15 protein-coding genes are annotated in these 17,359 nt (G+C 58.4%); 12 read left to right on the top strand and 3 right to left on the bottom strand.

The genetic code is table 11. The features are described from left to right. Positions 1-70 precede the first annotated feature (70 nt). The 5 genes from AN476_RS11230 to AN476_RS11210 all read left to right on the top strand — a co-directional run bounded on the left by AN476_RS11230 (position 71) and on the right by AN476_RS11210 (position 6,658). Complete coding sequence (locus tag AN476_RS11230; protein ID WP_054461678.1) at positions 71-1,279, top strand: choline transporter; 1,209 nt, start codon at positions 71-73, stop codon at positions 1,277-1,279. 153 nt (positions 1,280-1,432) lie between these two features. After that, positions 1,433-2,941 (top strand): choline-sulfatase, encoded by a 1,509-nt coding sequence (betC, locus tag AN476_RS11225; RefSeq protein ID WP_054461677.1) that lies wholly within the window; start codon positions 1,433-1,435, stop codon positions 2,939-2,941. Between the two features lie 29 nt (positions 2,942-2,970). Then, entirely contained in the window at positions 2,971-4,428 is a 1,458-nt protein-coding gene (gene betB / locus AN476_RS11220; RefSeq protein ID WP_054461676.1) for a betaine-aldehyde dehydrogenase, read from the top strand. A 117-nt stretch (positions 4,429-4,545) separates the two neighbouring features. Further along, positions 4,546-6,201: a choline dehydrogenase gene (gene betA, locus AN476_RS11215; RefSeq protein WP_054461675.1), complete on the top strand. Its 1,656-nt coding sequence runs from the start codon at positions 4,546-4,548 to the stop codon at positions 6,199-6,201. A gap of 217 nt (positions 6,202-6,418) precedes the next feature. Beyond that, entirely contained in the window at positions 6,419-6,658 is a 240-nt protein-coding gene (locus tag AN476_RS11210) for a YdcH family protein (RefSeq protein WP_054461674.1), read from the top strand. 140 nt (positions 6,659-6,798) lie between these two features. On the opposite strand, the gene AN476_RS11205 is transcribed toward AN476_RS11210, so the two are convergent. The 3 genes from AN476_RS11205 to AN476_RS11195 form a co-directional block, all read right to left on the bottom strand. Beyond that, on the bottom strand, positions 6,799-8,187 hold the full coding sequence (locus tag AN476_RS11205; RefSeq protein ID WP_054461673.1) for a short-chain fatty acyl-CoA regulator family protein: 1,389 nt from the start codon (positions 8,185-8,187) through the stop codon (positions 6,799-6,801). A gap of 65 nt (positions 8,188-8,252) precedes the next feature. Next, positions 8,253-9,464 (bottom strand): multidrug effflux MFS transporter, encoded by a 1,212-nt coding sequence (locus tag AN476_RS11200; RefSeq protein WP_054461672.1) that lies wholly within the window; start codon positions 9,462-9,464, stop codon positions 8,253-8,255. 48 nt (positions 9,465-9,512) lie between these two features. Continuing rightward, complete coding sequence (locus AN476_RS11195; RefSeq protein WP_054461671.1) at positions 9,513-10,829, bottom strand: M10 family metallopeptidase; 1,317 nt, start codon at positions 10,827-10,829, stop codon at positions 9,513-9,515. Positions 10,830-11,069: 240 nt separating this feature from the next. Between AN476_RS11195 and AN476_RS11190 the strand changes: the two genes are divergently transcribed. The 7 genes from AN476_RS11190 (at position 11,070) to AN476_RS11165 (ending at position 17,249) form a co-directional block, all read left to right on the top strand. Beyond that, complete coding sequence (locus AN476_RS11190) at positions 11,070-12,602, top strand: acyl-CoA carboxylase subunit beta (RefSeq protein ID WP_054461670.1); 1,533 nt, start codon at positions 11,070-11,072, stop codon at positions 12,600-12,602. Between the two features lie 156 nt (positions 12,603-12,758). Further along, on the top strand, positions 12,759-13,181 hold the full coding sequence (locus AN476_RS11185; RefSeq protein ID WP_054461669.1) for a hypothetical protein: 423 nt from the start codon (positions 12,759-12,761) through the stop codon (positions 13,179-13,181). 119 nt (positions 13,182-13,300) lie between these two features. Next, entirely contained in the window at positions 13,301-13,747 is a 447-nt protein-coding gene (locus AN476_RS11180) for a DUF6497 family protein (RefSeq protein ID WP_371257346.1), read from the top strand. A gap of 214 nt (positions 13,748-13,961) precedes the next feature. Next, positions 13,962-14,102, top strand: coding sequence for a hypothetical protein (locus AN476_RS23080; RefSeq protein ID WP_172684823.1), 141 nt, complete (start codon positions 13,962-13,964; stop codon positions 14,100-14,102). A 69-nt stretch (positions 14,103-14,171) separates the two neighbouring features. Next, positions 14,172-14,528 (top strand): hypothetical protein, encoded by a 357-nt coding sequence (locus AN476_RS11175; RefSeq protein WP_054461667.1) that lies wholly within the window; start codon positions 14,172-14,174, stop codon positions 14,526-14,528. A gap of 328 nt (positions 14,529-14,856) precedes the next feature. Next, on the top strand, positions 14,857-15,060 hold the full coding sequence (locus tag AN476_RS11170; RefSeq protein ID WP_054461666.1) for a hypothetical protein: 204 nt from the start codon (positions 14,857-14,859) through the stop codon (positions 15,058-15,060). A gap of 137 nt (positions 15,061-15,197) precedes the next feature. Continuing rightward, a complete protein-coding gene (locus AN476_RS11165; protein WP_054461665.1) occupies positions 15,198-17,249 on the top strand; it encodes an acetyl/propionyl/methylcrotonyl-CoA carboxylase subunit alpha in 2,052 nt (683 codons plus the stop codon). Positions 17,250-17,359: the final 110 nt, after the last annotated feature.

Raw genomic sequence — 17,359 nt, 5'->3', positions numbered from 1 at the left:
GATTTGGTTTTCCGTGTTAAAAACCGCTTCCATGTTCTAGGGCGACAAAAGCCCGTCATGGGAGGGACATATGACACTCATCATCTCGGCAGGAATTTTGATGGCCTTTGCATTGGTCATCTTCTGCACCATCAAATGGTGGAACGTGAGCAATGTCGGCGTGACGCCGGTACATCTGTTCACCTTCATCGCAATTCTGTTCACTTCGGGCCTCGATGTGGGCCTGATCATGTTCCCGCTGGCCTGGGACTTCCCGCTTTATGCGGATGTCGCAACCGAGCCTGCGTATGGCTTTACCAACCCGCTGGCGTTGGAGTTCGGCTTTTGGGGCTTTCTGATCTGGGGCTTCTACTTCCTCACCACCTTCTATTTCTGTGTGATTGAGCCGAAGGTGAAGTTCTTTGAAATTGGCATTGTTAAGCTGATCAACAATATCGTTATCATTGGCACCTGTGCCTTCACTGGCGCGCTGTTCCTGGTCTATCTGCCTTACTATGCCACCTTCATGGGCGACGGCGAGACCGTGATCCCGGCCTTCTATGTCATCACCTTCCTGGTGATCCTGGTTGCGGCCTTCTCCTCGACTGACATCAAATACGTGCGTGTTTTGTCGATTGGGTCTACCGCGCTTTTTCTGGCACTGATCCTAGGCATGTGGGCCTATGCAGGTATGGGGCTGGGCGCCTTTGCTGATACCGCCTCCAACATTGGTGGATATTTTGCCAATATCCACAAATTTGTGCTGCCCTTGACCGACTATCACGAATTCTACCTCTTCTGGTGGTTCGCCTGGTCGATCATGATTGGTCAGTTCACCTCGCGCTTTGTTGGTGGGCTCAAGACCTGGCAGGTTCTGGCCTCGCTGCTGATCTTCCCCTCGATTCCGCTGGGGATCTGGTTCTCGGTTCTTTACTACTATCACCTGAATAGCATCGAGCTGACACTGCTGATCAATGTGTCGATGGTGGTTGTCGGGATCATCTTTGTGATCAACTCCTTTGACTCACTGATCCGCCTGTACACTGATAACCTGAACCTCTCGGCGCAGCGTTTTGGCACCATTCCCTATGTTTTGGGCAATGCTGTGGTGCTCTTTGGTCTGACCTTGGCCTTCCAGAGCCAGTGGCTGCAGATCCAATGGATCGGCACCGTGGTGATAGGCATCTATATTGCTTGCCTGGCCTATATCGTTGTGGCCAAGCGCAAAGAGGTGATGAGCATCACCGCCTCGCCTGAGGAAAACACCCTCGACTTCGAGCGGATCAAAGCGGTCCACTAAATCAAACAGATCCGCCCCCATCGACCGTTTGATGGGGGCGGAATTGCAGCAAAAGGAGGTCGCAGGCCGACCTGCAAAAGACCCAAAAGGCCAGTAGGCTGGCAGCACATTCAAGTGGGCCGAGAGGCTCGAAATTCTAGGGGAGCCCCACCAATGACCAAGCCGAATATCCTGATCCTGATGGTTGATCAGTTGAACGGTACGCTGTTTCCGGATGGTCCGGCGGATTGGTTGCACGCCCCCAACCTTAAGAAACTGGCAGAGCGCTCGACCCGCTTTGCCAATGCCTATACCGCCTCGCCGCTCTGCGCGCCGGGGCGTGCCGCGTTCATGTCCGGACAGTTGCCCTCGCGCACCGGCGTCTATGACAACGCGGCTGAGTTCAGCAGTGACATTCCGACCTATGCGCATCATCTGCGTCGCGCGGGCTATTACACCTGCCTGTCGGGCAAGATGCATTTTGTCGGCCCCGATCAATTGCACGGGTTTGAGGACCGCTTGACCACCGATATCTACCCGGCCGATTTTGGCTGGACGCCGGATTATCGCAAACCAGGCGAGCGCATCGATTGGTGGTATCACAATATGGGCTCCGTCACCGGGGCAGGGGTGGCCGAAACTTCCAACCAGATGGAATACGACGATGAGGTGGCCTATAACGCCACCGCCAAGCTCTATGAACTGTCGCGCGGGCTGGACGCGCGCCCCTGGGCGCTGACCGTCAGCTTCACCCATCCGCATGACCCCTATGTGGCGCGCAAGAAATATTGGGATCTCTACGAGGATTGCGATCACCTGCTGCCCGAAACCTCAGCACTGGCCTATGAGGACCACGATCCACACGTGCAGCGGATTTTCGACGCCAATGACTGGCGCAGCTTTGACATCACTGAGGACAACATCAAGCGTTCGCGCCGCGCCTATTTTGCCAATATCTCCTATCTGGATGACAAGATCGGCGAGATCCTGCAGGTGCTGGAAGACACAAGGCAGGAGGCGATTATTCTCTTTGTCTCTGACCACGGTGACATGCTGGGCGAGCGCGGCCTCTGGTTCAAGATGAGCTTTTATGACGGCTCTGCCCGTGTGCCGCTGATGATCTCTGCCCCGGATTTGCCTGCGGGTCTGATCGAAACTCCGGTTTCCACCCTGGATGTGAACCCGACCCTGGGTGCGTTGGCGGGCTTGCCGATGGAAGAAATCGCTCCCTGGACCGACGGTGAAAACCTGGTGCCGTTGGCCAAGGGCGTGGAACGCACCAGCCCGGTGGCGATGGAATATGCCGCCGAGGCCTCTTATGCGCCACTGGTCTCGCTGCGCTACGGCAAATGGAAATACAACCGCTGCAGCCTTGATCCTGACCAGCTGTTTGATCTGGAGGCGGATCCGTTGGAGCTGACCAATCTGGCAGAGGATCCGGCTCATGCGGGCACGCTTCAGACGCTCAAGGCCAAGTCCGAGGCACGCTGGGATCTGGCGCGCTTTGACGCCGATGTGCGGGCCAGTCAGGCGCGTCGTTGGGTGGTCTACGAGGCGCTGCGTCAGGGCGGCTACTACCCCTGGGACTACCAGCCATTGCAAAAGGCCTCCGAGCGCTACATGCGCAATCACATGAACCTCGACAATCTGGAGGAAAACAAACGTTTTCCCCGTGGCGAGTAACCTAATTTCTGAACTTGAAAGAACATCCAATGACCCATCCCGCGCAGCCCAAAGCCAGCCATTTCATCAATGGTGAATATGTAGAAGACACGGGTGGCACCCCGATCCCGGTGATCTACGCCTATAGTGGCGAACAGATTGCCACCGTCTATGCGGCGACCCCGGCAATTGTTGATGCCGCTTTGGAAAGCGCCAAGGCCGGCCAGAAAATCTGGGCCAAGATGAGCGGCACCGAGCGTGGACGCGTGTTGCGCCGCGCCGCTGATATCATGCGTGAGCGCAACTATGATCTGTCGGTGCTGGAGACCTATGACACCGGCAAACCAATGCAGGAAACCCTGGTGGCGGATGCCACATCAGGTGCCGATGCGCTGGAGTATTTTGGTGGCCTGGCCGGTAGCCTGACCGGTGAGCATATCCCCATGGGCGAAGATTGGGTCTATACCATCCGCGAGGCCCTGGGGGTCTGTGTCGGTATCGGTGCCTGGAACTACCCCACCCAGATCGCCTGCTGGAAAGGTGCGCCCGCCCTGGCTTGTGGCAACTCGATGGTGTTCAAACCCTCTGAAACCACGCCTTTGTGCGCGTTGAAAGTGGCGGAGATCCTGTTTGAGGCCGGTCTGCCTGCAGGTGTTTACAATGTGGTGCAGGGCATGGGCGAAGTGGGCGGCGCTTTGGTCACTGATCCGCGCGTCGACAAGGTCTCGCTGACTGGATCGGTTCCCACCGGCAAGAAGGTCTATGCTGCGGCAGCGGCCGACATGAAACATGTCACCATGGAGCTGGGTGGCAAATCGCCCATGATCGTCTTTGATGACGCGGATATCGACAATGCGGTCGGCGGTGCCATCAATGGCAACTTCTATTCCTCGGGGCAGGTCTGTTCCAACGGCACCCGCGTTTTTGTGCAAAAAGGCATCAAGGAGAAATTCCTGGCACGTCTGGCCGAGCGGGTAGGCAATGCTGTGTTGGGTGATCCGATGGATGAGGCCACCAGCTTTGGCCCCATGGTCACGCAAAACCAGATGGATATCGTCATGGGCTATGTGGAAAAGGGCAAAGCGGAAGGCGCGCGGCTGATCTGTGGCGGCAAGCGTGCAGATATGGATGGGTTCTTTATTGAGCCGACTGTCTTTGCCGATGTGACGGATGATATGACGATTGCGCGCGAAGAGATCTTTGGCCCTGTTATGTCAGTGCTGGATTTTGACACCGAAGAAGAGGTGGTAGCGCGCGCCAATGATACCGAGTTTGGTCTGTCTGCCGGGGTTTTCACCAAGGACTTCACCCGTGCGCATCGGGTGATTGGCAATCTGGAAGCAGGCAGCTGCTTTATTAATTCATACAATGATGCCCCGGTTGAAGCGCCCTTTGGTGGGGTCAAGGCCTCGGGGGTGGGGCGTGAGAACTCGAAAGAGGCGATCAAGCACTTCAGCCAGGTGAAATCTGTCTATGTGCGTATGGGTGATGTTGAAGCGGCCTTCTGATTGCCCTTTGGGCCAACGCCCACCCACCCGCCCCGTTGCCCCAAAGGGCAATGGGGTCTTTGAAGAAAGACCCCCATGGGGGAAAGACGCGGCCCGGGCCGTATTCGGAGACGAAATATGAAAGCGGATTATGTGATCGTAGGGGCCGGCTCGGCGGGCTGTGCCATAGCCTATCGTCTGTCAGAGGCAGGCAAGTCGGTGCTGATCATCGAGCATGGCGGCACCGATGTGGGGCCGCTTATCCAGATGCCCGGCGCGCTGTCTTATCCGATGAATATGTCGCTGTATGACTGGGGGTATAAATCCCAGCCCGAGCCGCATCTGGACAATCGCGAGCTGGTGACCCCACGCGGCAAGGTCATTGGAGGCTCGTCTTCGATCAACGGAATGGTCTATGTGCGTGGTCATGCCGGCGACTACAACCACTGGGCCGAAAGCGGCGCTGCAGGCTGGTCCTATGCCGATGTGCTGCCCTATTTCAAACGCATGGAGACCTGGGACAATCGCGGTCAGGGGGGCGACGCCGATTGGCGCGGCAAAGATGGTCCCCTGCATGTCACCCGAGGCCCGCGCGATAACCCGTTGCATGACGCCTTTGTATCCGCGGGCGAACAGGCGGGCTATCCGGTGACCGAAGACTACAACGGCGAGCAGCAAGAGGGCTTTGGCCCGATGGAGATGACCGTCTACAAGGGGCGGCGCTGGTCGGCGGCCAATGCCTATCTGCGTCCGGCATTGAAACGCGACAATTGCGATATGATCCGCGCCCTGGCCCGCAAAGTGGTGATCCAGGATGGTCGCGCAACCGGTGTCGAGGTTGAGCGTGGTGGCAAGATTGAGGTGATTGACGCAGAGGTTGAGGTAATCCTGGCAGCCAGCTCGATCAACTCGCCGAAATTGCTGATGCTGTCTGGCGTCGGCCCGGCTGAACATCTGGCGGAACACGGCATTGAGGTTGTCGCGGATCGTCCTGGCGTGGGTCAGAATCTGCAGGATCATCTGGAATTCTATTTTCAATACGCCTGCAAGCAGCCCATCACCCTGTTCAAATACTGGAACCTCTTTGGCAAGGCCTGGGTTGGGGCGCAGTGGTTGTTTCGCAAGACAGGGCTTGGAGCGTCGAACCAGTTTGAAAGTGCCGCTTTCATCCGCTCTGACAAGGGCATTGATTATCCGGATATCCAGTACCACTTCCTGCCCATTGCCGTGCGCTACGATGGTCAGGCCGCAGCCGAAGGCCATGGCTTTCAGGCGCATGTTGGGCCGATGCGGTCGGAGTCGCGCGGCGAGATCACCCTGGCCAGTGCCGATCCCAAGGACGCGCCCAAGATCTTTTTCAACTACATGTCGACGGAACAGGACTGGATTGATTTCCGCAAATGTATCCGCCTGACGCGGGAGGTCTTTGGCCAGGAGGCAATGAAGCCCTTTGTCAAACATGAGATCCAGCCTGGCGATGCGCTGCAGAGCGATGAGGAGCTGGACGGTTTTATCCGGGAGCACGCGGAAAGCGCCTACCACCCCTGCGGCACCTGCAAGATGGGTGCAGCAGATGATCCGATGGCAGTTGTCGATCCTGAGTGCCGGGTCATTGGCGTGGATGGCCTGCGGGTTGCCGACAGTTCGATCTTCCCGCGCATTACCAATGGCAATCTCAACGGCCCCTCGATCATGACAGGGGAAAAGGCTTCAGACCATATTCTGGGTCGCCGTCTTGCGGCGTCAAATGCTGAGCCATGGTTCAACAAGAACTGGCAGGAGAGCCAGCGATAAACGGCTGCTCACCTGTGTTAATTGCAAGGTCGCCGCTCCTGCCATTCGGGAGCGGCGACCTTTTTTGTGCCGCGCTAGAAGCCCGGAGGGGGAAATCCGATTTCCCCTAAAAATCCGGACTGACACACCTTTTTCAGATGTTTGTTTGATCCGCGTCAAGGTGGAGCTATTGCGCGCGCAATAGCCTGCTCCTGACCCAAATATAAGGAGCGAACAGATGTCCAATACCCCCCATGAGCTGGCCCAAGAATTCCCCGACAAAGTGGATGCCATGAGCCAGTTGAAACAGTCAGACGCGCATTTTGCCAAATTGGCGGATGAGTATCACGAGGTGAACCGCGCGGTACATCGCGCCGAAACCAATGTGGAGCCTCTGGAAGAGCTGACCGAGGTTGAGCTGCGCAAAAAACGCGGTGCACTGAAGGATGAGATCTGGAGCATTCTGGCCAAGGCCTGAGGCTTCGACGATAAAGCTGCCCTGTTAGCACATGCTAGCAGGGCGGTTTAGCATGTATGGTCACGAGTAACCGGGAGCGCGAGGCGCTCCCTTTTTTGTCTGAGCCTATCCGGCCTGACGTTCTAGCGTTGGAACGGAGCCTAGCTGACTTCATAGGGCAGCACGCCGCGCTGGTCATTATTGATGCTGAGGCGGCGCTCCAGCGGTGGAACTGAGCGCTGGTGGCAGGTCTTGCGTTCACAGATGCGGCAGGAGATGCCGATGGGCTCATAGGCTGAAGTATTGCTCAACTCCAGATTGTCCGCATAGACCAGAGCCGGGGCGTGGCGGACCTCGCAGCCCAGGGCAATGGCGTAGCGCCGTACAGGTGAGCCAAAGGAGCCGCCGGATTTTGAAACGTCCCGCGCCAGCGAGATATAGCGCACCCCGTCCGGGGTTTCGGCCAGCTGCCGCAGGAAACGTCCCGGCGTTTCAAAGGCGCGATGTACGTTCCACAGCGGGCAGGCGCCGCCAAAGCGGGCGAATTGCAACCGTGTGGCCGAGTGTCGTTTGGTGATAGTCCCGGCCTGGTCAACCCGAACAAAGAAAAAGGGAATGCCCTTGGCGCCGGGGCGTTGCAGGGTCGACAGGCGATGTGCGACCTGCTCGATCGAGGCACCGAACCGGGTAGCAAGGCGTTCCAGATCGTGGCGGTCTTCCTGGGCGGCAGCCAGAAAGCGGCCATAGGGCATCAGCGCCGCGCCGGCAAAGTAATTGGCGAGACCGATCTTGGCGATGGCGCGGGCCTCGTCGCTTTGGAAGCGGGCAAAATCCAGCGTTGCCTCCAACAGGCTCTCCTGGCTGAGCAGGGCCACCTGCAAGAGCAGTTGAAACACCTGTGTCGGCGGGCTGGACCGGTTGGAGAGCCGCAGGCTGCGGCTCTCGGGATCATAGCCGCGCAGCCCGTCCATATCAGTCACGGAGATGGTGATGCCGGCATTCTCCAGCGCATTGGTTGCGGCTAGTCGCACATCCGCGGAGCCTGCAAAACGCTCGGCAGCCCGATCCATCGCGTCGATGTAATTGTCGCAATAGTGGAAGAAATCGCGCACCTCTTCCCAGGGGCTGGCCTGGATGCGGGAATCTTCGCGCCCCAGGGCCTCATCCAGCGAGGCAAGCCGCTCGTGGGTTTGGCGGTAGGCGCGATGCAGGCTGAGAAAGGCGCGCGCCAGGGCAGGGGCATTGGAGGCGGTGAGGCGCAGATCCGCCAGTGGCGGGGCCTCGTCAGCAAAGACCGGATCGGCCATGGCTTCGCGCATGTCACTGACCAGACGCTCACTATCGCCGGTCGACAGCTCGGTCACATCCAGGCCGAACTCCTGCGCCAGGGCCAATACAACCGTGGTGGATACCGGTCGGTTGTTGTTTTCCATCTGGTTCAGATAGGGCAGGGAAACCCCCAGCTTGGACGCAAAATCTTTTTGCGTCAGCTCAAGCCGGGTGCGCATCTCGCGCAGTTTGGCGCCTGCATAGAGTTTCTGTGTGGCCATTGGCGGCACCTTTGCAAATCTACCATCCTAAAGAAGTATAATTGCAAAGTTGCACTGACAGCAAGTCAGCTTCCCAATTGCCTTTCGCGACGGATCACATAGAAGATCGACAAAAGCCCTGCGACGGCAGTGATAAACATCAGCAACAAAAGGGGCACAGCGGTTGAATCCGGTTTCAGCAGGGACCCGGCATAGGCGCTGAGCAGGGCGCCAGCACCAATCATGATGGCCCCGCTGAGGCCCGATGCGGTGCCGGCCAGATGCGGGCGCACAGAGATCGCGCCTGTGGTGGCATTGGGAATGGCCATGCCATTGCCAAGGCCAACAAAACACATCAGCCCAAAGAAGGTGAAAACAGTATCCGCCCCGGCCAGGGCAATGAGAAGCGAGACCAGCACGCCCATACCGTTGATCATACACCCCCAGAGCACCATCCGGTTGATCCCGACCCGAGTGGAGTAGCGGCCAGAAAGGAAATTGCCGGCAAAATAGCCAATGGCAGGCGCCGAGAAGTAGACCCCCAGTTCCGCACTGGTCAGGCCGTAGATCTCGGTGCCGAGAAAGGGCGCTCCGCCCAGATAGGCAAAGAAGGAGCCAGAGGCCAGACCAGAGGCGAGCGAATAGCCCCAAAACCGTGGCGAGCGCAACAGCTCGGGATACTCCCCAAACTGAGCGCGCAGTGTCTTGCCGCTTTTGTGGGCGGTTTCGCCAAAGTCGAAATAGGTGATGGCAAGGGTCATAGCCCCCATAGCAAACAGCAGCCAGAATACGGCCGTCCAACCAAACCATTGATCCAGAAATCCCCCGATGGCCGGGCCGATCATCGGCACCACGGCCATGCCCATGGTGACATAGCCGATCATGCTGGCGGCATCATTGGTGTCATACATATCCCGCACGGCGGCGCGGCTCAGTACCATGGTGGCTGCGACGACGGTCTGCGCCACGCGGAAAAACAAAAACACTTCGGCTGTTGGGGAAAAGATGCAGCCCAGTGTGGCCAGCAAGAACAGCACCATGCTAACCAGCAGCACCGGGCGGCGCCCCATCTGGTCAGATATTGGCCCGACAAAAATCTGCACCACCGCATTGCCGCCCAGATACAGTGCAACGGAGAGTTGCATCACCCGGTAGTCGACCTGGAAATACTCCGACATGCTGGGCAGGGCTGGCAAATGCAGGTTCATCCCCAACGCAGACAGGCCTGCCAGCAGGATCAGGGTGGTGATATGGGGTTTGCTCAATCCGCGCTGAGCCGCGTTTTGGGAGTTTTGCATCTCTTGGGCTTAGTTCAGCGCAGTGAGAATGTCTATTGGCTGCGCCACCTACACAAGAAAGTCATCGCCAAGACCACTCAACGTCACATTCACTAGGAGCAGGCTGTCGTCAGCGCCAAAGTCGAACAGCAGGCCCTTGTCGGTGTCATGCGCCCTGCTGAGCAGATCTTCTCTATCGCCGTGGCCAATGATGTTGAGCATATCTTTGCCGGGTTTGAAGTCGCCGACCGTATCTGCGCCGCCTTGGTTTTTGAAGATGAATACATCTTTGCCGCGGCCGCCGATCAGGAAGTCATCGCCGCTCTGACCGTCCAGCCTGTCCTGGCCACGGTTGCCGCTCAGCCGGTCATCGCCCGCGCCGCCGCGCATGCGATCGCCGCCGCGACCGCCCAGCATCAGATCGTCGCCATGATCCCCCCAGAGGGTGTCGCCGCCAGATCCCCCTTCCAGGCGGTCGTCTCCGGCTTTGCCCGCCAAAAGATCCCGGCCGCCATGGCCACGCAGCAGGTTGTCCAGATCATTGCCGATCACCCGATCATTGGCCTTGGCCCCATAGGCGTTTTCGATCTGGGTGCCAAAGGTCACAACCACATCCTTTTCCGCATCAAAAGAGGAAAAAGCACCCTGGCGCAGGTCTAGCGTCACAGCGTTTGTGCGTCCGGTTGCATCCAGCGCGTCGATGCCACCACTGTCCCAGATTGTATCGACGGTCTTGGTGCGGCAACCTGTGTAGCGGCTGTCGTCTGGAGTGCTAACGGCGGCCCCCCAGATGTCCTGTAAGGCAAGCACGTCAAACAACATGAGCGCATCACTATGTGACCCATTATGGGGGTTGGCGCTATAGGACATCAGGGAATAGAGATTGTTTTCATATTGGTCCGGGATCGGGGTGTCGGCTTCGAAGGGATGTTGCAAGCCCATGGCATGGCCCAGCTCATGCAGCAACAGATCGGTGTAGCGGTCCTGTGACAGGTCCAGTGTCGCGTCAAAAGCAACAAATCCGTCCCATTCCGTAATCCGATCTCCCTGGTAGTGAATGCTGTAGCCGCCGCTGCCGATGGTGGCCCCAGGCAAGGAAATGGCGCCTACGTTCAGATCGGGATCGCTGGCGCGTTTGACCTGCACGAAGTCTACATTGAGATAGCTTTCAAAATGGGCCAAAGCCTCTTCGAAACGGGCCTTTTCGGCCTCCTTCATGCGCCGCCACCCGTCATATTCCGCCGAGGACGGCAGATCTCCTGGCGCGCTGCCTCCGGCATATTGATAGGTGATCTTGAGCGGGGTCTTCCCGGTGGTGTTCAGCGGTTCACTGATATGGAAACGCTCGTACTGCATGGTCTTGAGGATGTCATCACGACTTAACATTGCACTGCCCGAATTTGATTGACTCGGGCCGATATTGGTATCCGCGCTCTGAACAGAGAGTGAACGCATTGCGGCGAAAATATGTTGGATTGGATCTATTCTGGAAACAATGAGAAAAGTTAGCAATTATTCAAGTTTTCACCAGTCGTATGCAAAAGGTTTGCAAATTTGCCAATTTTACCTTTGGTCTGGCTTGTTTGGGCTATAGTCTGTCGCAAATTCTATATGGGGATCCGAGCCATGAAAGATATTCTGTCCGAACTGGAAGACCGTCGCAATGCCGCGCGACTGGGCGGCGGTCAGCGTCGCATCGATGCGCAACACAAGCGGGGCAAGCTGACCGCACGCGAGCGCATCGAGTTGCTGCTGGATGAGGGCAGTTTTGAAGAGTTCGACATGTTCGTGTCGCATCGCTGTACCGATTTTGGCATGGAAGAACAAAAGCCTGCGGGCGACGGTGTGATCACCGGCTGGGGCACGATCAATGGCCGTATGGTCTATCTGTTCAGCCAGGATTTTACTGTCTTTGGTGGCTCGCTCTCGGCAACCCATGCGCAAAAGATCTGCAAGATCCAGGATATGGCCATTCAGAACGGCGCGCCAATCATCGGTCTGAACGATTCTGGCGGGGCGCGTATTCAAGAGGGTGTCGACTCACTGGCGGGCTATGCCGAGGTGTTTCAGCGCAATATCATGGCCAGCGGCGTCGTGCCGCAGATCTCGGTGATCATGGGGCCCTGCGCCGGTGGCGCGGTTTATTCGCCCGCAATGACCGATTTCATCTTTATGGTAAAAGACACCTCCTACATGTTTGTGACAGGTCCCGATGTGGTCAAGACCGTCACCAATGAGGTGGTCACCGCCGAGGAGCTGGGCGGCGCCTCCACCCATACCAAGAAATCCTCGGTGGCTGATGCTGCCTTTGAAAACGATGTTGAGGCCTTGGCAGAAGTGCGCCGTCTGGTGGACTTCCTGCCGCTCAATAACCGCGAAAAGCCACCCGTGCGCCCCTTCTTTGATGAGCCTGGCCGCATTGAGGACAGTCTGGACACCTTGATCCCGGCGAACCCCAACTCGCCCTACGATATGAAAGAGCTGATCACCAAAGTGGCGGATGAGGGTGATTTCTACGAGATCCAGGAAGACTACGCCAAGAACATCATCACCGGCTTTATCCGACTTGAGGGGCAGACCGTGGGTGTTGTGGCCAACCAGCCGATGGTTCTGGCGGGCTGTTTGGACATCGATAGTTCACGCAAGGCGGCGCGCTTTGTGCGGTTCTGCGACTGTTTTGAAATCCCGATCCTGACCCTGGTCGATGTGCCCGGTTTCCTGCCAGGGACATCTCAGGAATATGGCGGCGTGATCAAGCACGGGGCCAAGCTGCTCTTTGCCTATGGCGAAGCCACGGTGCCAAAGGTGACCGTGATCACCCGTAAAGCCTATGGTGGCGCCTATGACGTGATGGCCTCCAAACACCTGCGCGGTGATTTCAACTATGCCTGGCCCACAGCGGAAATCGCGGTGATGGGCGCCAAGGGCGCGACAGAGATCATCCACCGCGCCGATCTGGGGGATGCCGACAAGATCGCGGCCCACACGGCCGACTATGAAGACCGTTTTGCCAATCCCTTTGTGGCGGCAGAGCGCGGCTTTATTGATGAGGTCATCCAGCCCAAATCCACTCGCCGCCGGGTCAGCCGTGCCTTTGCCTCATTGCGTGGTAAGTCGCTGAAGAACCCTTGGAAAAAACACGACAACATACCGCTGTAAGCCACTGTTGCGGCGGGGGCTGTCTGCCCCCGCACCCCCGAGAATATTTGTGGAAAGATGAAAAGGAAGGCGCTGGGTCATGACTGAGCTCTGGAAGGGTCTGGTTTTCACGGGCTTCTCGGCTCCGTGGGCCAGGCAGACGCAGAATGGTGCGGTATGAAGCGGGGCAATTGGCATATCCTGCAGGGCAGGGGGGCTTTAACTGTCGCACGTCAGCTGCCGCCGCGTTTTGATGTGGCTGTCAGTAGTGCCCTGCCGCTGGCGGATCCGTTGCGGCTGGCGCAGCAGGTCCGGCAGGATATCTGGCGCGCGGTGCAACGGGTGCGTGGCTTTTCACCGGTGGTGACAGTCGAAGTGCATGGCGAAGCGTTGCGAGTCACTGCAGGGGGGCGTGTTGCCGGGCGGGTGCCGGGAAATCTGGCCAGCGAAATCCGGGCCGTGCTGGAGGATGGGGAAAAGCGCAGGCGTTGGCTGCGCCACGCCCGCCTGAGCGCGAAGGGATCTCTGAGAATGCAATCAGAAGTAATTTCGCACAATTCTGTATCAGGGTTTGACAAAGAGGCTGAGACTGGACAATGATCCGCTCCAACCAACACCAGACAGCGCGCGCCACTTGCGCAGCGCCAGCAACCCCGCCCGGAGGAGCCCAAGTCATTGGGGGGCGGGGTTGCGGATTGGTTGATTGGTTTTCCCCTGGAGTGAAGAGCGCGTTATATGCCGCCGCGGCTTGCGGGTTTCTGGTGGGCGAAGCCGTCTGGGCTGACGGAGCGGATTTGGCGGGAGCCTTTGTTCCGGTGACGGTGCCCTCGGGGCAGCAGGTGCTGCTGTCTGAGGTGTTGATGGATGACAGCCCCGGAGCGCTATGGGCGCGTTTTCGCTTTGTTGCGCCGGGCATCTCGCGTCCGGGAACGGGGGCAGACGGTGGTTCGGAGGGCATGGATTTTGCCCGCAGTGCTGCGGATATGGAGCACCTGTGTGACTCGCTGGCCTTGGATTATCTGCGCCAGCATGAGTTAGCGCCGCGCATGGTTGTGATCTCTTTTTCCGACCGTCCGGTGGAATTTGGCACCCCGGACCCAGAGGCAACCCAGTTCTTTGAGGCCTATCGCCCAGAGGGTGGCCGCTGTATTTGGGAGGCTTTTTGATGCCTCTACAATATCTTGCGGCAGGTTCTTCTCATCGGCAGTGTTTTGCGGCTTTGCAGCCACAGCGCTCCACCTGGGGTCGTTTTCGATGTGATTCAGCCCGCAACCGGGCTATCCTTGGCGCGAATGATTGCAAAATCATTCGTAAATTGAGGTTGAGGCTGGACGGGGCAGAATGTTCTGGCGGTCTCAGAAACACATTCAGGAGACAGAAATGTCCAAGAGCATCAAGTTTGTCACGCTGGCAGGTCTGCTGGCGCTGGTTGCCGCCTGTGGCAACCGCGAAGAAGAGTTCGTTGTGGTCGAGCCCGAGCCCATCTCGGCCGAGCCTGTCTACACCGGCAAATACAAGTAACGACACATGGGGTCCGGCCCTGTGGCCGGCCCCAGCCGTCCCTCGGGGTGCCGGATCGGAGGCACCATCATGCTAAAGCACCGAGGCTTCCCTGGCCGTCTGCCGGGAACCGATTTCCAATTTATCGTTCGCCGCCCCAACCCCAAAGGGGTGACTGCACTGACCAGACGTGAGCGGTTTCGCGACCGCAAACCGGCGGACCGCCGTGCGGATGCCGCTTTTATGCAGGCCCTGTTGCAGCACTTTGGCGATCAACCCTTTGAACGTGGCAATCTGGACGCTGGCCGATTGAGCTGGTTGTTTGGTCGCGAGGTTTTGCCTGCAGAAGATCCCTTTGATCCGGCCTCATACGAGGCGCTTTTGGTTCTTGATGTTGAGCTGGCACAGCGCTCCTTCCCGGATGCATTTGAGGGGAAGGTTCTGTGAGGGTCGGGGCAAGGCAATCTGCAGCTGACTGGGGGAAAGGGGCTCTTGCCCCTGTTGCCGCTGGTCATCTGGCTGACCTTGCCCCGAGCGCAGCACAGACTATGACGGCGCCCCCCGTGAGGGCGCAGACGGGCGTGGGCCAAAATCCGCTCAAACAGGCGCGTGACGCTGATTGTCCTGAGTTCAAGGCGAAACCCCGCCGAAACCGGCGCAGCTTTGGGCGTGCGGCTGCTCATTCTCTTGGCGCCAAGACTTGCCTGTTGTCTGGATGCGGGCCAACTGCTTCCTGGAGGGGAGAGCAGCTCTCCCCACGAGAAGGAGTAACATCATGCGGGCCATTTTCTTTTCATCAGCATTGGCGCTGTGCACAGCCCTGTCAGCCTGTGGCGACACCACCGGGGAGCAGGTCGCCTTTGGCGCCGGCGCCGGGGCGGTTGGTTCAGCCCTGCTCGGGGGGCATCTGCTCACCGGTGCTGCGGTCGGCACTGCAGCCAATCTCATCTATTGCAAGGAAAACCCAGGCAGCTGCTAGGGCGACGACTGCACCCGTTTCACTGATCTGTCTGCCCCGCCGGGCGACAACAGATATCCATGCTGGCGCCACAGCTGAGTCGAGAGCTCAGCTGTGGCGTTTTGCGTTTCGACATACCAAAGAACAAGGGACTGCCAATGTTTGAAAAGATCCTGATCGCGAACCGGGGCGAAATCGCCTGCCGTGTTATCAAGACCGCCCGCAAGATGGGCATCAAGACTGTCGCCATCTATTCGGACGCAGATAAACAGGCCCTGCACGTGCAAATGGCCGATGAGGCGGTTCATATCGGCCCGCCCCCGGCGAACCAGTCCTATATTGTGATCGACAAGGTGATGGACGCGATCCGGGCCACTGGTGCTCAGGCGGTTCATCCCGGCTATGGTTTCCTGTCGGAAAACTCGAAATTTGCCGAGGCCCTCGCGGCTGAAGGCGTTGCCTTTGTTGGCCCCCCAGTGGGCGCCATTGAAAAGATGGGCGACAAGATTACCTCTAAAAAGATCGCCAAGGAAGCCGGTGTTTCTACTGTGCCTGGCCACATGGGGCTGATCGAGGACGCAGATGAAGCGGTGAAGATCTCGCAGGAGATCGGCTATCCGGTCATGCTGAAAGCCTCTGCTGGCGGCGGCGGCAAGGGTATGCGGATTGCTTGGAATGACGAAGAGGCGCGCGAGGGCTTCCAATCTTCCAAAAACGAAGCGGCGAATTCCTTTGGCGATGACCGGATCTTTATCGAGAAATTTGTGACCCAGCCACGTCACATTGAAATTCAGGTGCTTTGCGACGCCCACGGCAATGGCATTTACCTGGGCGAGCGCGAATGCTCGATCCAGCGTCGTCAGCAGAAAGTTGTCGAAGAGGCGCCGAGTCCTTTCCTGGATGAGGCCACCCGTAAAGCGATGGGTGAACAGGCTGTCGCTCTGGCGCAGGCGGTGGATTATGCTTCGGCTGGCACCGTGGAATTCATCGTTGATGGTGACAAGAATTTCTACTTCCTGGAAATGAACACCCGGCTGCAGGTGGAACACCCCGTTACCGAGCTGATCACGGGCGTCGATCTGGTCGAGCAAATGATCCGGGTGGCAAACGGTGAGCCGCTGACCATCTCGCAAGACGATATTCAGCTGAACGGCTGGGCGATTGAAAACCGTCTCTATGCCGAAGATCCCTATCGGGGCTTCTTGCCGTCGATTGGCCGTCTGACCCGCTATCGCCCCCCAGCCGAGTTGTCGGGTGGTCCACTGCTGGACAACGGCAAATGGCAAGGCGAGGCTCCCGCGGGCGAGGGGATCGCGGTACGCAATGATACCGGCGTCTATGAGGGCGGCGAAATCTCGATGTATTATGACCCGATGATTGCCAAGCTCTGCACCTGGGCGCCAACCCGTGATCAGGCGATTGAAGCGATGCGCAACGCGCTGGACGGTTTTGAGGTCGAAGGTATCGGCCACAACCTGCCCTTCCTGTCGGCGGTGATGGATCATCCGATCTTTATCGAAGGGGCCATGACCACGGCCTTTATCGAAGAGCAATACCCTGAGGGATTTGTCGGTGTTGATCTTCCCGAAGCGGCGCTGCGCCGTGTTGCGGCCTCGGCGGCTGCGATGCACCGGGTTGCCGAAATCCGCCGCACCCGGGTGTCGGGCCGTATGGACAATCACGAGCGCCGCGTTGGCACCGATTGGGTTGTTTCGCTGCAGGGTCAGAGCTTCGCGGTTTCGATTGATGCCGATCAATTGGGCTCGACCATCACCTTTGATGACGGAGCGCAGATGCGGATCGCCAGCGATTGGACCCCTGGCAACCAGCTGGCCACTTTGGATGTAGATGGCACCCCGCTGGTGCTGAAAGTTGGCAAGATCTCGGGTGGCTTCCGCATTCGCTCCCGCGGTGCAGACCTCAAGGTCCATGTGCGCACGCCGCGACAGGCCGAGCTGGCTGAGCTGATGCCCGAGAAAGTGGCGCCGGATACCTCCAAACTGCTGCTGTGCCCTATGCCGGGCCTGATCGTGAAGATCGATGTCGAGGTCGGCGACGAGGTGCAGGAAGGTCAGGCGCTGTGTTCCGTTGAAGCGATGAAGATGGAAAACATCCTGCGCGCCGAAAAGAAAGGCGTGATTGCCAAGATCAACGCAAGCGCTGGCGATAGCCTGGCGGTTGACGAAGTGATCATGGAATTTGAGGGGTGATCACTGCGGCAGGCATAAGCCGGTTGTCTCGGACAGGGCGCAGGGCTCTGACCGGGACACCGGGTTGTCAGTTGCGCCCCTTGGGGTGCTCTGAGCCTGCCTCTGTGCTG

This window comes from Phaeobacter sp. 11ANDIMAR09 (assembly GCF_001294455.1).
Classification (GTDB): domain Bacteria; phylum Pseudomonadota; class Alphaproteobacteria; order Rhodobacterales; family Rhodobacteraceae; genus Pseudophaeobacter.
Note: the sequence above shows the minus strand (reverse complement) of the source record. Positions and strands in the feature narration are given on the sequence as shown.

Coding starts and splice junctions, on each gene's coding strand:
- AN476_RS11205 (WP_054461673.1), bottom strand. CDS start 8,187: ATGGCCACACAGAAACTCTATGCAGGCGCCAAACTGCGCGAGATGCGC.
- AN476_RS11190 (WP_054461670.1), top strand. CDS start 11,070: ATGAAAGATATTCTGTCCGAACTGGAAGACCGTCGCAATGCCGCGCGA.
- AN476_RS11185 (WP_054461669.1), top strand. CDS start 12,759: ATGAAGCGGGGCAATTGGCATATCCTGCAGGGCAGGGGGGCTTTAACT.
- AN476_RS11210 (WP_054461674.1), top strand. CDS start 6,419: ATGTCCAATACCCCCCATGAGCTGGCCCAAGAATTCCCCGACAAAGTG.
- AN476_RS11200 (WP_054461672.1), bottom strand. CDS start 9,464: ATGCAAAACTCCCAAAACGCGGCTCAGCGCGGATTGAGCAAACCCCAT.
- betA (WP_054461675.1), top strand. CDS start 4,546: ATGAAAGCGGATTATGTGATCGTAGGGGCCGGCTCGGCGGGCTGTGCC.
- betC (WP_054461677.1), top strand. CDS start 1,433: ATGACCAAGCCGAATATCCTGATCCTGATGGTTGATCAGTTGAACGGT.
- betB (WP_054461676.1), top strand. CDS start 2,971: ATGACCCATCCCGCGCAGCCCAAAGCCAGCCATTTCATCAATGGTGAA.
- AN476_RS11170 (WP_054461666.1), top strand. CDS start 14,857: ATGCGGGCCATTTTCTTTTCATCAGCATTGGCGCTGTGCACAGCCCTG.
- AN476_RS11195 (WP_054461671.1), bottom strand. CDS start 10,829: ATGTTAAGTCGTGATGACATCCTCAAGACCATGCAGTACGAGCGTTTC.
- AN476_RS23080 (WP_172684823.1), top strand. CDS start 13,962: ATGTCCAAGAGCATCAAGTTTGTCACGCTGGCAGGTCTGCTGGCGCTG.
- AN476_RS11165 (WP_054461665.1), top strand. CDS start 15,198: ATGTTTGAAAAGATCCTGATCGCGAACCGGGGCGAAATCGCCTGCCGT.
- AN476_RS11230 (WP_054461678.1), top strand. CDS start 71: ATGACACTCATCATCTCGGCAGGAATTTTGATGGCCTTTGCATTGGTC.
- AN476_RS11175 (WP_054461667.1), top strand. CDS start 14,172: ATGCTAAAGCACCGAGGCTTCCCTGGCCGTCTGCCGGGAACCGATTTC.